Below are 15,212 nucleotides of genomic sequence, written 5' to 3' on the forward strand. Positions count from 1 at the left end.
GGCGGCCGCCTCCGGCTGGCCGTTGTCCAGCACCTGCACCACGCCGATCTTCTTGTAGTAGACGTCCATGGCCAGACGCGCCTTCAGCAGCCCCTCCACGTCGCGCACGATGTGGCGAGGGTCCCGCTCCATGCCGGCGACCACGTGGACCCCGGTGATCTCGCCGGCGTCGTCCAGATCGATCTTGCACTGCAGGACGCCGTTGATCTGGCTGATCCACCGCTGGGCGTCAGCGACCCAGGCGTCCCGCTCGTTGGGTTCCCACTCCAAGTTGTGCTCCTCGAGGTGCGCTGGCGGTTACGGGGTTGGCATTTGAGATCGGGCGAGGCGGGATCTTACCACAGGGCAAATCCCCCCACAACTCCGGCCTTGGATCTCACGCTTTTTCGGGGGTTTTTGAGGAAAGGAACCCGCTCCCGGCGGGCGCGGGTTCCCTGGAGCGGGCGCGGACCGGCGGCCGGCTAGGGAATCATCATCCCCTTGAGGGTCGCGAGACGGGCCGCGTAGGCCGCGTCATCGATGGCCAACAGGCCCTCGACGTTGAAGCCTTCGGGGCAGAAGCTGGCCGTGACGGTGCCGTCGAGCATGGCCTGGCGGAAGACCGCGTCGTCGCTGTCCCGGGTCGCGCCGGCCTCGGCGACGCTGCCCATGAAACCGCCGGCGAAGCAGTCGCCGGCCCCGGTGGGATCGACCACGTCGTCGAGGATGATGGCCGGCACGGCCAGCACGCCGCCCGGACCGAAGTAGAGCGCGCCGTGCTCGCCCTTCTTGATGATGACGCGGCCCGGCCCCATCTCCGCGATGGCCGCCGCGGCGTGCGCGAGGCTGCGCCGGCCCGTGAGCTGGCGGGCCTCGCCGTCGTTGACCAGCAGCACGTCGACCCGCGCGATGATCGCCTTCAGGTCGTCCAGCGCCACGTCGATCCACAGGTTCATGGTGTCCAGGGCCACCAGCCGCGGCCCGCTCATGGCGTCCAGCACGTGGCTCTGCAGGGCCGGGTGGATGTTGGCCAGGAAGAGGTACTCCGAGTCGCGCCAGGCGGCGGGGATCTCGGGCTGGAAGTCGGCGAAGACGCCCAGTTCGGTGGCCAGGGTGTCGCGCTCGATCATGTCGGCATGGTAGCGGCCGGACCAGTGGAAGCTCTTGCCCGCCGTGCGCACGATGCCCGAGACGTCGGCGCCGCGGGAGGCCAGCAGATCGAGGTCCTGCTGGCGGAAGTCCTCGCCCACCACGCCCACGCAGCGCACGTCGCCGCGGCCGAGGGTGGCGATGGAGAAGAAGCTGGCGCTGCCGCCGAGCTGGCGTTCGCGCTTCTCGCGCGGCGTTTCGACGGTGTCGTAGGCGACGGATCCGACCACGAGAATCGACATCGTTAGTCCCTCTTTTCCATCTTCTCGGGCGCCTCGACGCCCAGCATGTCCAGCACGGTGCGGATCACGTGGCGGGTGGCCACGCTGAGCTGCAGCTGTGCCGTGCGGCGGGCGTCGTCGTTCTCGAGGATGCCCTTGCACTGGTTGTAGAACTGGTTGTAGAGGCTGGCGACCTCGTCGACGTAGCCCGTCAGGCGGTGCGGCTCGCGCGCCTGGGCCGCCGAGACGATGACCTGGGGCAGCCGGATGAGCTCGCGCACGAGATTCCACTCGGCCTCGTCCTCGAGCCCGGCCATGCCGGCGGCGGTGGGATCGCCGACCTTCACCCCGGCCTCGGCGGCCTTGGCCAGCAGCGAGCAGATCCGGGCGTGGGCGTACTTGACCTTCATGACCGGGTTGGCGTCGGACTGCTCCTTGGCCAGGTCGAGGTCGAAATCCAGGTGGCTGTTCGGCTTCCGCGTCAGGAAGATGTACTTGGCCACGTCGGCGCCGACCTCGTCGATGAGCGCGTCCATGGTCACGAACTGGCCCTTGCGCTTGGACATCTGGATGTTGCGGCCGCTCTCCAGGAAGGTCACGTGCTGCAGGATCTGCACCTCGAGCCAGTCGCGCCCGCAGCCCAGGGCCTCCATGGCGCCGGTCATGCGCGGGATGTAGCCGTGGTGGTCCGGGCCCCAGAAGTCGATGGCGTGCTCGAAGCCGCGCTGGAACTTGTGGTAGTGGTAGGCGATGTCGGCCAGGAAGTAGGTCGGCAGGCCGTCCGAGCGCACCAGCACGCGGTCCTTCTCGTCGCCGTAGTCGGTCGAGCGGAACCAGGTGGCGTCCTCCTCGGTGAAGGTCACCTCCATCTTCTTCAGCTTCTCCAGCGCCCGCTCGACCCGCTTGGTCTCGTGCAGTTCGGACTCGAAGTACCATGTCTCGAAGCGCAGCCCGAAGCGCCGGCAGGTCTCGCGCTGCCAGCTGAGGATCTTCATGAGGGCGTACTTGGCGAAGCTGCGCACCGAGTCGTCCTCGGGCAGCTTGCGCCAGTCCTCGGCGTTGCCTTCGGGCGGCGTGATCCGCTGGAAGCTCTCATTGTCGAAGGCCTTGGCCGCCGCCTGGACCGCCCCCGTGTCCTGCTCGAGCAGCTCACCGGCCATGATCTCCAGGTAGCGGCCCTTGTAGCCGTTCTCCGGGAACTCGATGTCCTCGCCCACGAGCTGCAGGTAGTGCGCCCGCAGCGACTGGCCCAGCAGCGTCACCTGGCGGCCGGCGTCGTTCACGTAGTACTCGGCGTGGGCGTCGTAGCCGATGGCGTCGAGCAGCTTGACCAGGGTCATGCCGAAGGCGCCGGCGCGGGCCGAAACCACGTTCAGGGGTCCGGTCGGATTGGCGCTGATGAACTCCACGTTGATCCGCTTGCCGCCGCCGATGCGGATGTCCTCGAAGGCGTCGCCCGCGTGGACGTCGGCCAGCAGCTCGAGCTGGTGCTCGCGCGCGATGCGGAAGTTGATGAAGCCGGGACCGGCGATCTCCACCGACTCGACCACGTCGCGCGGGAAGCTCACGTTGGCCGCGATCTCGCCGGCCAGCTCGCGGGGCTTGCGCTTGAGGCGTCCGCCGAGCATGAGCGCGACGTTCGTGCTGAGGTCGCCGTGGCTGCGGTCGCGCGGCTTCTCCAGCTCGATGGCGACGTCCTCCTCGAAGACGCCGTATTTCTCCAGGGCGGCGAAGAGCCCCTTGCGCAGGATATCCTCGATCATGGCTTTCCGTTTCCGTCGGGCGCTCAGGCGCCGGTCGTGAAGGTGAACTTCAGGTCGGGATGGCGCGCGGCCACGTCGTCGGCGGCGAAATGGTCGGGGCCGAGATCGAGCCGGGGCGCGTCGCCCCAGAGATGCTCGAGCCGGAAGTACTCGCGGGCCTCGCCGCGGAAGACGTGCACGACCACGTCGAAGAAGTCGAGCAGGGCCCAGCGACCGTCCTGCATGCCCTCGGTGCCCTTGGCCTTCTGCCCCACCGCCACCATGGCGTTGTAGAGGTGCTTGGCCAGGGCGGTGACCTGCTGTTCGCTGTTGCCCGTGGCCACGACGTAGAAGTCGCACACGTCCGAGCGGCCGCGCAGGTCGAGGATGGTCAGGTCCTCGGCCTTCTTCTCGAGCAGGTGCCAGACCGCCCGTTCGGCCAGGGCGTACCCCGGCGAGGCGTCGGGCATGACGGGCCCGGTCGGCTGGGAGGCAGGCGTTTGCGCGGCGTCGGACATGGTTCCCCGGTTCAGTTGAGGCGGTTGATGACGTACTCGACGGCGACGGCGAGCAGATCCTTCTGGGGCCCCGAGGCCACCGGCGCGAGAGCGGCCTTCGCCTCTTCGCCGAACTGGCGGGCCTGGGCGAAGGCGTAGTCGACGCCGCCGCAGTCGGTGACGAACTGCCGCACCTCGGGCCAGCTCGCGGCGCGGCTGGCGGCATCGCGGGCATCGGCCAGCTCGCCGATGCGGGCGCGGGCGGCGGAGTCGGCGTTGCGCCAGGCGGCGATCAGCGGCAGGGTGATGCGCCCCTCCTCCCAGTCCTGGCCCGTGGGCTTGCCCAGGCGCCGCTCGTCGCCGAGGTAGTCGAAGATGTCGTCGGTGATCTGGAACACGAGGCCCGTCTTGTTGCCGAAGATCCCGAACGCCTCCTGCTGGTCGCGCAGGCGCGGGTTGAACGAGGCCCCGATGCGGCAGCTGTTCTCGATGAGCGACGCCGTCTTCTGGTAGATGATCTGCAGGTAGCGGTCCTCGGAGATGTCCATGTCGTAGCGGTGCTCGAGCTGGAGCATCTCGGCCTCGCTCATCAGCACGGTGGTGCGCGCCAGCAGCTCGACGGCCTCGGACTGGCCCGCGAGGCACAGGTTGTGCAGCGCCTTGCTGTAGAGGTAGTCGCCCATGATCAGCGCCGCGCTCTGGCCGTACTTCTCGTTCACCGAGGGCAGCCCGCGGCGGGTGACGGCCTCGTCGATGAAGTCGTCGTGGACCAGCGTGGCCGTGTGCACCAGCTCGACGCTCGCCGCCGCGGCGATGGCCGCGGGCGGGAAGTCGGCCGAATCGTCGTCCTGGGCCGCCAGGAGCAGCAGCGTCGGCCGGAAGCGCTTGCTCTTGCCCTGCCGGATGTGGTCGCAGATCTCGATGGTCAGGGGGCTGTCGCCGTCGGTGATGCGGCGGAACTCGGCGTCGACCAACTCGAGGGCGGGCCCGATCTTCTTCTGCAGCGTGATCAGCTTGATGCGTTCGCGGTCCACGAGTCCCATGCAACCCCACTCTCGACGGTCGGCAGGCGGTCGGGTGCCCTCCGGCGGGCCGTGGAGCTCCCCCGGGGCGAATTCTACAAATATTCCCCAATTTTCCGGCATGTCAACGTCGATTCCGGGCCCCGGGGGTCCCGGATCGGCCGCCTGCGGGCGCGGGCGCGGAAGGTCAGTCTCCGTCGCCCGTCGAGTCCGCGTCGGGCCCGTCGCCGTCCGGCAGATGCCGGTGGCGGGTCACGGCCAGCGAGACGAGCACCGAGCCGAGGTAGAGCACGAGCACCGGCCCGGCCATCATGACCTGGCTGATGACATCGGGCGGGGTCAGCACGGCGGCCAGGGTGGCGATGATGACCACCGCGAAGCGCCATGTCCGCAACAGCATGCGCGGATTCACGACCCCCAGCCAGGAGAGGACGAAGACCAGCAGGGGCAGCTCGAACACGATGCCGAAAGCGAGGCACAGCCGGGAGACGAACCCGAAATAGGGCCCCACGCCGATCAGGGGCGCCAGGGCGTCGGTCCCGAAACTGAGCATGAAGGTGACCACCTGGGGCACCACGACCAGGTAGGCGAAACCCACGCCCAGGTAGAAGAGGGCCGTGGTGGCGATCAGCAGGGGCGTGACCACGCGCCGCTCCTGCCGGTACAGCCCCGGCAGCACGAACCCGTAGAAGCGGAAGAAGATGAACGGCGCCACGGTGAAGAGGCCGCAGGCGGCGGCGATCTTCAGGCGGGTCAGGAAGGCCTCGTTGGGGGCCGTGAAGTAGACCCCTTCCTCCGCGATGGGCGCGATGAGCAGGTCGAGCAGGCGCTCGGACCAGAACCAGCACAGGATGGTCGCCAGGAGCGCCGCCACCGAGCAGTGGATCAGCACCCGGCGCAGCTCGTCGAGGTGGTCGAGCAGGCCCATGCGGGCCTCGTCTTCCGGACCGTCGTCCGCCTCGTCGTCATCCGGAACGTCATCCGGAACGTCATCCGGAGCGTCATCCGGATCGTCGACCGGCGGGAAGCGCGGCGGGTCGCCGCCGTCCCCGACAGACGCCGCGGGCAGCGGCGGGAACTCGTCGGCGGCCGGATGATCGGGCGCCGGACGCAGCTCGTCGAAGCCGAGCTGGTCGCGCGGTCCGGCGGGGCGGGCGTCGTCGTCCCGGGGCGCCTGGTCGCGCGGATCGTCTGCCCCGGGGCCGCTCACTCGGGCTCCTCCTCGGCCCCCATGTCCTGGAGCAGGTCGAAGAACTCGGACACCGACTGGAAGCTGCGGTACACCGAGGCGAAGCGGATGTAGGCCACCTCGTCCACGTTGCGCAGCTCCTCGAGCACGTAGCGCCCGATCACCTCGCTCGGCACCTGGCGCCGACCGCTGCCGGCCAGCTTGCGCTCGACCAGGTCGACGATCATCTCGATCTCCTCGAGGGAGACCGGCCGCTTCTCACAGGCCTTGGTGACACCGGTGATGACCTTGGCCCGGTTGTAGGCCACCGTGTGGCCGCTGCGCTTGGCCACCAGGACCGGACGCGTCTCGATGCCCTCGTAGGTGGTGTAGCGTTCGCCGCAGGCCCCGCATTCGCGGCGCCGGCGCACGGCCCGGCCGTCGCGCACGGCGCGGCTGTCGACCACCTTGTCGTCCTCGTTGCCGCAGTTGGGGCACTTCACATCGACACCTCCGGGCGCCGCTCGGCTACATGCCCGGGTAGAGGGGGAACTCGCGACAGAGGTCGGCGCTCTCGGCGCGCAGGGCGTCCAGGGCGGCCTGGTCCGCGCGGGCGGCGACGGCGCGGTCGATGATCGACGCGATGCGCTGCATCTCGGCCACGCCCATTCCGCGCGTCGTCAGGGCCGGGGTGCCCAGCCGGATGCCGCTCGTCACGAACGGGCTCTCCTGGTCGAAGGGCACGGTGTTCTTGTTGCAGGTGATGCCCACGTGCTCGAGCAGCTCCTCCATGGCCTTGCCGGTCAGGCCCTTGTTGCTCACGTTCACCAGCAGCAGGTGGTTGTCGGTGCCGCCGCTGACGAGGTGGAAGCCGCGCTCCTTCAGGGCATCACCGAGGGCCGCCGCGTTGGCCACCATGGCCTGGGCGTAGTCCCTGAAGCCGTCCTGCATGCACTCGTGGAAGCACACGGCCTTGGCCGCGATGACGTGCATCAGCGGCCCGCCCTGCACGCCGGGGAAGTTCATCTTGTTGATGTTCTTGAAGCGCTCGGCGGTGCTCAGGATGAGGCCGCCCCGCGGGCCGCGCAGGGTCTTGTGGGTGGTGCTGGTGACCACGTCGCAGTGGGGCACCGGGCTGGGGTGCACGCCGCCGGCGACGAGGCCCGCCACGTGGGCCATGTCGAACAGCAGGATGGCCTCGACCTCGTCGGCGATCTCGCGCAGCTTCGCGAAGTCCCAGAAGCGCGGGTAGGCGCTGGCGCCGCCCACGAGCATCTTCGGCCGCACCTGGCGGGCCTGTTCGCGCAGGCGGTCGTAGTCGATGGTCTCGGTGGCCTGGCTCACCTCGTAGTGGTGGGCTTCGAAGAGCAGCCCGGAGAAGTTCACCGGATGGCCGTGCGTCAGGTGGCCGCCATGGCTGAGGCTGAGGCCGAGGATGCGGTCGCCGGGCTCCAGGAAGCCCAGGTAGGCCGTCATGTTGGCGGTGCTGCCGCTGTGGGGCTGCACGTTGGCGCGCTCGGCCCCGAAGAGCGCGGTGGCCCGCTGCTTGGCCAGGGTCTCGGCCTCGTCGACGTGCACGCACCCGCCGTAGTAGCGCTTGCCCGGGTAGCCCTCGGCGTACTTGTTCGTCAGCGTCGAGCCCATGGTCTCCATGACGGCCCGGCTGGTGAAGTTCTCGCTGGCGATCATCTCGAGCTGCCCGCGCTGGCGCCCCAGTTCGGCGTCGAGGATGGCGGCGATCTCCGGGTCGGTGTTGCGCACCTGGTCGTACATGGCTCTACTCCTGCTTCAGGTGGGTCGCCTCGTAGGCGGTGATCTTGTCCACGCGCCGGGCGTGCCGCCCGGCCTCGAAGGTGGCGCCCAGCCAGGCGTCGGCGAGGGTCGCGGCCTGCTCCGGGCTGACGGCGTCGCCGCTCAGGCAGAGCACGTTGCTGTCGTTGTGCTGCCGGGTGGTGCGCGCCTGCTCGGCGGTGAAGACCAGCGAGGCCCGCACGCCGGCCACCTTGTTGGCCGCGATGCTCATGCCGATCCCCGAGCCGCAGATGAGGATGCCCGCATCGACTTCCCCCCGCGCCACCAGCTCCCCCACGGCCAGGGCCGCGTCGGGATAGTCGGCCGATGCGGGTCCGTCGCAGCCGCAGTCGACGATCGCGACGTCGCGGGCGCCGAGCACCCGGGCGAGGTGCGCCTTGTGGGGAAAGCCCCGGTGGTCCGAACCGATGGCGAGCTTCATCCGGATTCTCCTTGGGCGGCGTCGCGCGACGCCCGGCTCAGGGCGGTGAAGGTGTCCGCCCAGCGGGCGAGCAGGTGGTCGATCTGGTCGCCGCAGGCGAAGTAGGCGTCGCGGTCGCGCCCGTAGGGATCGTCGACCTCGACGGTGTCGTCCGGCGTGTGCGTGCGCCCCGCGAGGTCGACCCCGGGCAGACCCAGCACGCCGATGGCCCCGTCGTACACGCGCCCCCAGCGGCTGCGGAAGATGGCCGCATGGCTGCGCGTCATGCCGATGACCCAGGCCGTGTCGGCCAGGAGCCCCGCCGTGACCGGTTGCGAGGCGTGCTCCGCCAGTTCGGCGCCTTTGGCCAGGGCGTACTCCACCGACGATCGCGAGGCCGGATGCCCCGCGGGCGCCTCGAGGCCGGCCGAGGAAAAGCTCAAACCCGTGGCACCAAGCTTCTGTCGGGCAAGCGCTTCCGCCAACGGGCTGCGGCAGATGTTGCCCGTGCACAGAAAGACCACGCGGCTGGCGCTGGGAGCGGGCATCGGCATCGCCTCGGACGTCGGGGGCTTGCAGGGAACCCGACCAAATTAGACCGCCCGCCGGAACGCGTCAAGCGCGCCCATGGGGGCCGTCGGGGCCGTCCGCGGCCTCCGGGTCGAACGGTTCCGGCCCCTCGCGCAGCACGCGGAAGGGGGCGACCGTCAGGTCGACCACGGCGCTGGCCTGGCCCCCACCCCCGGCCGTGCCCGCCCAGGTCCCGTCCACGTGGGATCCCACCGCGCGCACGGCCGCGACCATGTCCACGGCGGGCGGCTCACCCGCGCGGTTCGCGCTCGTCGACACCAGCGGGACGCCGACCGCGGCGAGCAGGGCGCGCAGATCATCCCGGGCCGGCACCCGCACCGCGACGGTGCCGCCGCCGGCGGTGATGCGCGGATCGAGGTCGGCACGGGCCGGCAGCACCAGGGAAAAGGGTCCGGGCCAGCAGCGGGCGCAGGCGGCGGACTGGGCAGGTGTCCAGGCCGCGGTCACGGTGCGGGCCTGGTCGACCGAGGCCGCCAGCACCAGCAGGGGTTTGCCGTCCGGGCGGCCCTTGGCGGCGATGATCCGGGCGACGGCGTCCGGCGCGTCGACGCGGGCGTGCAGGCCGGGCAGGGTGTCGGTGGTCAGCAGCAGGACGCCGCCCGCACCCAGGCGCCGGGCGGCGTCGGCGGTGGCGAGGACCGGGGGCGTCATCAGCGGCCGCCCCGGGCCAGCTCCTTGCGGTAGTCGTCCATGGCGGCGGCCACCTTGGCGTCCTTCAGGCCGATCATGCGGGCGGCCAGGCAGGCGGCGTTGCGCGCGCCGGCGCTGCCGATGGCCACCGTGGCCACGGGCACGCCCGGCGGCATCTGCACGATGGACAGCAGGGCGTCCACGCCGGCGAGGGGACCGGCCGCCACGGGCACGCCGATCACGGGCCGCGCCGTCAGGGAAGCCACGACCCCGGGCAGATGGGCCGCCATGCCGGCCAGGGCGATGAAGACCTCGGTGCCCCCCGCCTCGGACTCCTTGATGATCCGGTGCAGTTTCTGCGGCTGCCGGTGCGCGGAAGCCACCGCCACCCGGTGGCTCAGGCCGAAGCGGTCCAGCAGCGGCAGCATCTTCTCGATCACGGGCAGGTCGGACTCGCTGCCGAGCAGCACCACGACCCGCGCCGTGCCGGTGGCCTTCTTCGCCATCGCCGATTCCTTCCCCGAACGCGCCGGCGTCCGGTGCTACGAGTGGCCGCCGGCGGCCTTGCGGCCGATGTCCCGACGGTAGGTCAGCCCCTCGAAATGGGTCTCGTCCAGGAGGGCGTAGGCCGCCCCCCGCGCCGCGGCGAGGCTGTCGCCCAGTCCCACGGCCCCGAGCACGCGCCCGCCGCTCGTCACCAGCCCGTCGGCGGTGGCGCGCGTGCCGGCGTGGATGATCCAGCGTTCGCCCGGCACGTCCCGGGGCAGGACGATGGGCTTGCCCTGCAGGTAGGCCCCCGGATAGCCGTCCGCGGCCCCGACCACGACGACGCAGCTGCGGTCCCAGCGCGTGATGCCCGCGCCCTCCCAGTCCGGAGGCAGCTCGTCGCCGCTCTCGGGGAAGCCCTGCAGGTACTGGCCGAGCTCGCCCCGGGCCGTGCTCAGACAGAGCTCCAGCAGATCGCCGCGCAGCAGCGGCAGCACCACCTGGGTCTCGGGATCGCCGAAGCGGCAGTTGAACTCGAGCACCTGCGGGCCGGACTCCGTCAGCATGATCCCGGCGTAGAGCACGCCCCGGTAGGGGATGTCGCGCCGCCGCAGTTCGGCCAGGGTCGGCAGCACCACGCGCGCGTCGATCTCGGCGTAGAGGGCGGGCGGCAGCGTCACGGGCGCGAAGGCCCCCATGCCGCCCGTGTTCGGACCGGTGTCGTTCTCGCCGATCCGCTTGTGGTCGCGGCTCGGGGCCAGCAGGCAGTAGTCCTGGCCGTCGGTGACGATGAGCACCGAGAGCTCGGGTCCGAAGATGCACTCCTCCATCAGGATCCGCAGGCCCGAGCTGCCGAAGCGCTGCTCGTCGAGGCACTCGCGGATGAAGGCCTCGGCCTCGCCGCGGGTGGTGCACACGGCCACGCCCTTGCCCTGGGCCGCACCACAGGCCTTGACCACCACGGGCGGATCGATCTGGTCGAGATGCTTGAGGGCCTGATGGGTGCTGCTGAAGGCGTGGTAGTGCGGCGTCGGCACCCCGGCGGCGGCCAGCACCTCCTTGGTGAACTCCTTGTCGCCCTCCAGCCGCGCGCCCATGGCCCCGGGGCCGAAGACCGGGATCTCCGCCTTGTGCAGGTGGTCGGCCAGGCCCGCGATGAGCGGGTCCTCGGGGCCGATGATCACGAGATCGACCTCTTCGCGCCGGCAGAAGGCCACGACGGCGTTCCCGTCGAGGGGATCGAGATCCACGTTGGTGCCGTGGGCCGCCGTGCCCGGATTGCCGGGAGCGGCGAACACACGCGGTTCCCGCGGCGACTCGGCCAGCTGCCGCACGATGGCGTGCTCGCGCCCACCACCGCCGACGACCAGGACCGTCATCTTCTCGCTCGCCATGGCTCGCTTCCTCCTGCGGGACCACAGCCCCGCCGTTGGGTTCTCAGGCGCCCGGTACGATGCGCGTGCCGGCCTGCCCGGCGACGGCCGCCAGCAGGTTCTCGGGCGACGTGATGATCACGGCCTTGCCGCCGCCCGCGAGGAACGACAGCGCGGCCTCGATCTTCGGCCCCATGCTGCCGGCGGGGAACTCCTCGGCCGCCAGCATGGCGCGGGCCCGTTCGGCGGGCAGCACGTCGAGGGCCTCCTCGTCCGGCCGGCCGAAGTTGGCGCACACCCGGTCGACCTGGGTGATGATCACCAGCACGTCGGCCCCGATCAGGCGGGCGAGCAGGTCGCTGGCCCGGTCTTTGTCGATGACCGCGTCGACCCCCGCGAGCTCGCCGTCGCGGCGCACGACCGGCACGCCCCCGCCGCCGGTGGCGATGGTCAGCACGCCGCCGTTGACGAGGGTCCTGATCGCCTCCCACTCGACGACCTCCACCGGCCGCGGGCTCGGCACCACCCGACGGTAACCCCGTCCGGCGTCCATGACCAGCGTCCAGCCGTTCTCCTCGCGGGCGCGTTCGGCCTCCTGCTCGTCGTAGAAGGGCCCGATGGGCTTGGTGGGCCGGGCGAAGGCCGGGTCCTCGGGATCGACCCGCACCTGGGTGACGACCGTGGCCACGGGCTGCGCGAGACCCCGGGCGTGCAGGGCGTTCTGCAGCGCCTGCTGCAGCATGAAGCCGAGCCCCCCCTGGCTGTCGGCGCCGCATACGAACATGGGCATGGCCGGGATGCCGTGCACGGCCATGCCGGCGTCGTTGCGCAGGACGATGTTGCCCACCACCGGGCCGTTGCCGTGGGTCATGACGACGCGGTGACCCCGCTCGGCGAGCTGGGCCACCTGGTCCATGGTGCGGCGCGTGATGGCGAGCTGCTGGTCGAAGGTGCCCTCCTGCCCCACCGGGATGATGGCGTTGCCGCCGAGGGCGATGACCAGCGTTTCGGGTGCTGCGGTGTCCGCCATGCCTTTCCCGTCCTCCGCGCCGCTAGCGCTCGCCGCGCACCGCACTCGCGAACTCGGCGAAGCGGTCGAGGGCCTTGCGGATGTTGTCCTGGCTGTTGGCGTAGCTGAACCGGATGTAGCCCTCGCCGTGGGCCCCGAAGCTGGTGCCGGCCAGGGCGGCCACGCCGAAGTCGTCCAGCAGGCGCGTCTCGGCCTGCTTGCTCGTCAGGCCCAGCCCGGTGATGTTGGGGAACACGTAGAAGGCGCCGCGGGGCCGGCGGCAGCGCACGCCCTCGATGGCGTTCAGGCCGTCGACGAGCAGGTCGCGGCGCACCTTGAACTCGGCCACCATGGCCCTGGCGTCGTCCTGGGGACCGGTGAGGGCCTCGGCGCCGGCGATCTGGGTGAAGGCCGCGGTGCAGCTCGTGCAGTTGGTCTGCAGCTTGGCCACGGCCGCGGCCAGCGCCTTGGGCATGACACCGTAGCCCAGGCGCCAACCGGTCATGGCGTAGGTCTTCGAATGGCCGTCGAGCAGGATCGTGCGCTCGAGCATGCACGGCCGCGTGGTGATCGAATCGTGCGTGCCTTCGTAGATGATCTTGCTGTAGATCTCGTCGCTCAGCACCCAGAAGTCGTGCTTCACCGCCAGTTCGGCGATGGTGTCGAGGTCGGCGCTCGAGAGCATGCCGCCGGTGGGGTTCTGGGGCGAGTTGATGATCAGCATCTTCGTCCGGTCGCTGACCACGGCCTTGAGGTCCTCGATGTCGAAGCTGAAGTCCTTGTCCTCGGACAGCTTCAGCGGAATGGCCTTGCCCTCGAGGAAGTTGATGACCGACTCGTAGATGGGGAAACCCGGGTTCGGGTAGATGACCTCGTCGCCGGGATCGATGAGCGCCGTCAGCGGGAAGTAGATGATGGGCTTGCCGCCCGGGACGATGACCACGTTGTCCGGGCCGACGTCGATGCCGCGGTCGCGCGCGATGTACTCGGCGAAGGTGCGGCGCACGTCGGGCAGGCCGGCCGAGGGACCGTAGTGGGTGTAGCCCGAATTGAGCGCCGCGATGGCCTTGTCGATGATGTTGCGGGGCGTGTCGAAGTCCGGTTCGCCGATCTCCAGATGGACGATGTCCCGGCCGTCGGCCTCGAGGGCCTTGGCGCGGGCCAGCACCTCGAAGGCCGTCTCGGTCCCCAGTCTCTGCATCCTCTTGGCCAGCATGATGTTCCCTTTCCTTGAGGGGCGGCGGCGCCGGGGCCGCACGGGCCCGCACGGTCGGATCGCGGGCCATGGCCCGTGTTTCGGGAACAAACGTAGACCGGGTGCGGGGGCAAGTCAACCGCAGCGAGCGCCCGGCGCGACCGCGGCCACGCCCCGGCGCCGGAGTCGCTCAGGCGAGGGCCTCGAGGTACTTCTCGATCTCGCGGGCGACCTCCTTGCGGATGCCGGTGCGGTCGGCGGCCAGCCGTTTCAGATCGACCTTCGAGACGTACTTCACGTGGCAGAACTTGCGCAGGACCTTCACCGAGACGTTCACCGGACTGCGCAGGCACGCCAGGGCCACGCCCTTGTTGGCGAAGCCCGTGTGCAGCGCGCGGTCGTTGGCGATCGTCTCGATGATCTGGGGATTGCGGGTGCGGATGACGACCTCTTCCACCAGCCCGGGGATCGAGATGATCTTCGGGTTGCGCAGGAAGCCCAGCAGGACGCTCACCGACTGGATGTTCGTCAGCACGAGGTGCTTCAGCGCGGCCATGTCCAGGTCGATCACCTCGTCCTCGTCGTCCTCGTCGAAATCGCCCTCCTGCATGCGGGCCAGGGCAAGGGCCTCCTGCCGCATGGCCTCGACGTCCTGGGGGTCGAGCTTGGCGTGCTCGTGGCGCCACTCGCGCAGGGCGTCCTCCTCCTGCATGGTCATCTCGCGCAGGACGGGCAGGCCGTCCGGCAGCGCGGGCGCGTCGCCGCCGAGATCGATCACCAGCAGGCCTGCCAGCAGCTCCATGCCCGCCAGGGGGTGCTCCGGGTCGGCGCCCGCCGCCGGCAGCACCCCGGGCAGGCTCGCGGCCAGTTCGGATTCGACCGCGAACACGACCTGGTCGTTGCCCCAATGGGTCTGGGCCAGCAGGCAGGCGGTGAAGAGGTCGAACGGCCCCTCGCGCTCGCCGTCGGCGGCCAGGGCCTCGCTCAGGGCTATGATCTTCCGCGTCGCCAGGGCCAGCTGCGGCAGGGGCACCGGCCGCGCCTCGAGGCCCTCCGAGAAGCGCAGCATGGCCTCGAGCTGCGGATGGGCCCGCAGGTCGCGCTGCAGATGGCTCCAGTCCTTCTGGTCGAGGGTCTCCCGCCACCGGGCCTGGTGCCGGATGAACGCGGTCTCGAAGTCGGCCGCGGCCGCCGCGCTCGCCATCTGGCGCAGGTCGCGGATGGTCGCGTCGGCCCGGTTCAGCAACGGCAGGATCCGCGCCACCGTCTCCACCTTGAACGGGTGCACGCTGCCGGCCAGATGGCTCGTGCGCTCCTGCCGGGCGTCGATCTCCAGGCGCAGGAGATTCGCCATCAGTTCGATGCCCTCTTCCGGACCGTCGAATCCCTCCTCGCGGGACCGCGCCACCAGGTCGTCGAGCACGGCCCGCAGCAGGGGCCAGGGCCGGGTCTGCCGGGGGTTGTCCGGATCGCCCGGCGCCGGCGCCACGCCGTTGCCGGCCGCCCACAGCTTGGCCTTCACGCCCGCCCGTTCGCAGCGCTGCAGCCAGTCGGCCTGGAAGGGCCCGAGCCCCTTGTCGCTGTGCTTCAGGCTCGCGGCGTAGCGCCGCGCCGAGTCCAGGTTCCGCACCACCGGCAGCAGACGTTGGCCGGGCGAAGCCACGTTGAGGTAGGCGGCCAGCAGGCGGGCGCCGGCCGGGGTCCCTTCGGCGGCGAGAGCATGGATAGCGCCAAGATAATCCGCCACAGCCTCTTGCCCGGATATCTTGCGAAACGTCTCGAAGAGCTCGGTGGTCAGATGGGCCAGTTCGGTCTGGGTCAGGGCAAGGTGGGTCAGCTCGAGGCGGGCCCCTTCGCTGGGGCGCCAGGGCGCCAGACGCACGTTCTCGGCGAGGAGTTCGGAATGGTCGAGACCCGACAGCAAGGCATTCCTCCGGG

General features: G+C 70.6%; 16 protein-coding genes. All 16 read right to left on the reverse strand.

What is annotated here, in order from left to right:
• The coding region (locus tag KDM41_13310) for a hypothetical protein (GenBank protein MCB1184406.1) at nt 1-270 on the reverse strand (270 nt) is incomplete at its 3' end.
• 191 nt (nt 271-461) lie between these two features.
• Nucleotides 462-1,370, reverse strand: coding sequence for a sugar kinase (locus tag KDM41_13315; GenBank protein ID MCB1184407.1), 909 nt, complete (start codon nt 1,368-1,370; stop codon nt 462-464).
• A 2-nt stretch (nt 1,371-1,372) separates the two neighbouring features.
• Nucleotides 1,373-3,112: an arginine--tRNA ligase gene (locus tag KDM41_13320; GenBank protein MCB1184408.1), complete on the reverse strand. Its 1,740-nt coding sequence runs from the start codon at nt 3,110-3,112 to the stop codon at nt 1,373-1,375.
• Nucleotides 3,113-3,135: 23 nt separating this feature from the next.
• Entirely contained in the window at nt 3,136-3,561 is a 426-nt protein-coding gene (gene rsfS / locus KDM41_13325; GenBank protein ID MCB1184409.1) for a ribosome silencing factor, read from the reverse strand.
• A gap of 59 nt (nt 3,562-3,620) precedes the next feature.
• Complete coding sequence (locus tag KDM41_13330; GenBank protein MCB1184410.1) at nt 3,621-4,631, reverse strand: polyprenyl synthetase family protein; 1,011 nt, start codon at nt 4,629-4,631, stop codon at nt 3,621-3,623.
• A 166-nt stretch (nt 4,632-4,797) separates the two neighbouring features.
• Nucleotides 4,798-5,820: a twin-arginine translocase subunit TatC gene (gene tatC, locus KDM41_13335; protein MCB1184411.1), complete on the reverse strand. Its 1,023-nt coding sequence runs from the start codon at nt 5,818-5,820 to the stop codon at nt 4,798-4,800.
• Nucleotides 5,817-6,281, reverse strand: a complete 465-nt coding sequence (gene nrdR, locus KDM41_13340; protein MCB1184412.1) for a transcriptional repressor NrdR — start codon at nt 6,279-6,281, stop codon at nt 5,817-5,819. Before nrdR ends, tatC begins: the two co-directional genes overlap by 4 nt.
• A gap of 25 nt (nt 6,282-6,306) precedes the next feature.
• Entirely contained in the window at nt 6,307-7,551 is a 1,245-nt protein-coding gene (locus KDM41_13345; GenBank protein ID MCB1184413.1) for a serine hydroxymethyltransferase, read from the reverse strand.
• Nucleotides 7,552-7,555: 4 nt separating this feature from the next.
• Nucleotides 7,556-8,011 carry a ribose 5-phosphate isomerase B gene (rpiB, locus tag KDM41_13350; GenBank protein MCB1184414.1) on the reverse strand — a complete coding sequence of 152 codons (456 nt, stop codon included), beginning with the start codon at nt 8,009-8,011 and terminating at the stop codon, nt 7,556-7,558.
• Entirely contained in the window at nt 8,008-8,538 is a 531-nt protein-coding gene (locus tag KDM41_13355) for a hypothetical protein (GenBank protein MCB1184415.1), read from the reverse strand. The genes rpiB and KDM41_13355 overlap by 4 nt, the downstream gene beginning before the upstream one ends.
• Nucleotides 8,539-8,605: 67 nt before the next feature.
• Nucleotides 8,606-9,232 carry an L-threonylcarbamoyladenylate synthase gene (locus KDM41_13360; GenBank protein ID MCB1184416.1) on the reverse strand — a complete coding sequence of 209 codons (627 nt, stop codon included), beginning with the start codon at nt 9,230-9,232 and terminating at the stop codon, nt 8,606-8,608.
• The gene (purE, locus tag KDM41_13365; GenBank protein MCB1184417.1) at nt 9,232-9,717 is read right to left on the reverse strand and encodes a 5-(carboxyamino)imidazole ribonucleotide mutase; all 486 of its coding nucleotides are present in this window, start codon (nt 9,715-9,717) and stop codon (nt 9,232-9,234) included. Before purE ends, KDM41_13360 begins: the two co-directional genes overlap by 1 nt.
• Nucleotides 9,718-9,753: 36 nt before the next feature.
• Nucleotides 9,754-11,076: a phosphoribosylamine--glycine ligase gene (gene purD / locus KDM41_13370; GenBank protein MCB1184418.1), complete on the reverse strand. Its 1,323-nt coding sequence runs from the start codon at nt 11,074-11,076 to the stop codon at nt 9,754-9,756.
• Nucleotides 11,077-11,134: 58 nt separating this feature from the next.
• The gene (gene arcC / locus KDM41_13375) at nt 11,135-12,100 is read right to left on the reverse strand and encodes a carbamate kinase (protein ID MCB1184419.1); all 966 of its coding nucleotides are present in this window, start codon (nt 12,098-12,100) and stop codon (nt 11,135-11,137) included.
• A gap of 22 nt (nt 12,101-12,122) precedes the next feature.
• Nucleotides 12,123-13,295, reverse strand: coding sequence for a pyridoxal phosphate-dependent aminotransferase (locus KDM41_13380; GenBank protein MCB1184420.1), 1,173 nt, complete (start codon nt 13,293-13,295; stop codon nt 12,123-12,125).
• Between the two features lie 169 nt (nt 13,296-13,464).
• On the reverse strand, nt 13,465-15,212 hold a 1,748-nt coding region (locus tag KDM41_13385), incomplete at its 5' end, for a hypothetical protein (GenBank protein MCB1184421.1).

The organism is bacterium (assembly GCA_020440705.1).
In the GTDB taxonomy this organism is placed as follows: domain Bacteria; phylum Krumholzibacteriota; class Krumholzibacteriia; order LZORAL124-64-63; family LZORAL124-64-63; genus JAGRNP01.

Bases quoted from the DNA above. Each gene is read 5' to 3' on its own strand.
- KDM41_13315 (MCB1184407.1), bottom strand. From the start codon at position 1,370: ATGTCGATTCTCGTGGTCGGATCCGTCGCCTACGACACCGTCGAAACG.
- KDM41_13320 (MCB1184408.1), bottom strand. From the start codon at position 3,112: ATGATCGAGGATATCCTGCGCAAGGGGCTCTTCGCCGCCCTGGAGAAA.
- rsfS (MCB1184409.1), bottom strand. From the start codon at position 3,561: ATGCCCGACGCCTCGCCGGGGTACGCCCTGGCCGAACGGGCGGTCTGG.
- KDM41_13330 (MCB1184410.1), bottom strand. From the start codon at position 4,631: ATGGGACTCGTGGACCGCGAACGCATCAAGCTGATCACGCTGCAGAAG.
- KDM41_13345 (MCB1184413.1), bottom strand. From the start codon at position 7,551: ATGTACGACCAGGTGCGCAACACCGACCCGGAGATCGCCGCCATCCTC.
- rpiB (MCB1184414.1), bottom strand. From the start codon at position 8,011: ATGAAGCTCGCCATCGGTTCGGACCACCGGGGCTTTCCCCACAAGGCG.
- KDM41_13355 (MCB1184415.1), bottom strand. From the start codon at position 8,538: ATGCCCGCTCCCAGCGCCAGCCGCGTGGTCTTTCTGTGCACGGGCAAC.
- KDM41_13360 (MCB1184416.1), bottom strand. From the start codon at position 9,232: ATGACGCCCCCGGTCCTCGCCACCGCCGACGCCGCCCGGCGCCTGGGT.
- purE (MCB1184417.1), bottom strand. From the start codon at position 9,717: ATGGCGAAGAAGGCCACCGGCACGGCGCGGGTCGTGGTGCTGCTCGGC.
- purD (MCB1184418.1), bottom strand. From the start codon at position 11,076: ATGACGGTCCTGGTCGTCGGCGGTGGTGGGCGCGAGCACGCCATCGTG.
- arcC (MCB1184419.1), bottom strand. From the start codon at position 12,100: ATGGCGGACACCGCAGCACCCGAAACGCTGGTCATCGCCCTCGGCGGC.
- KDM41_13380 (MCB1184420.1), bottom strand. From the start codon at position 13,295: ATGCTGGCCAAGAGGATGCAGAGACTGGGGACCGAGACGGCCTTCGAG.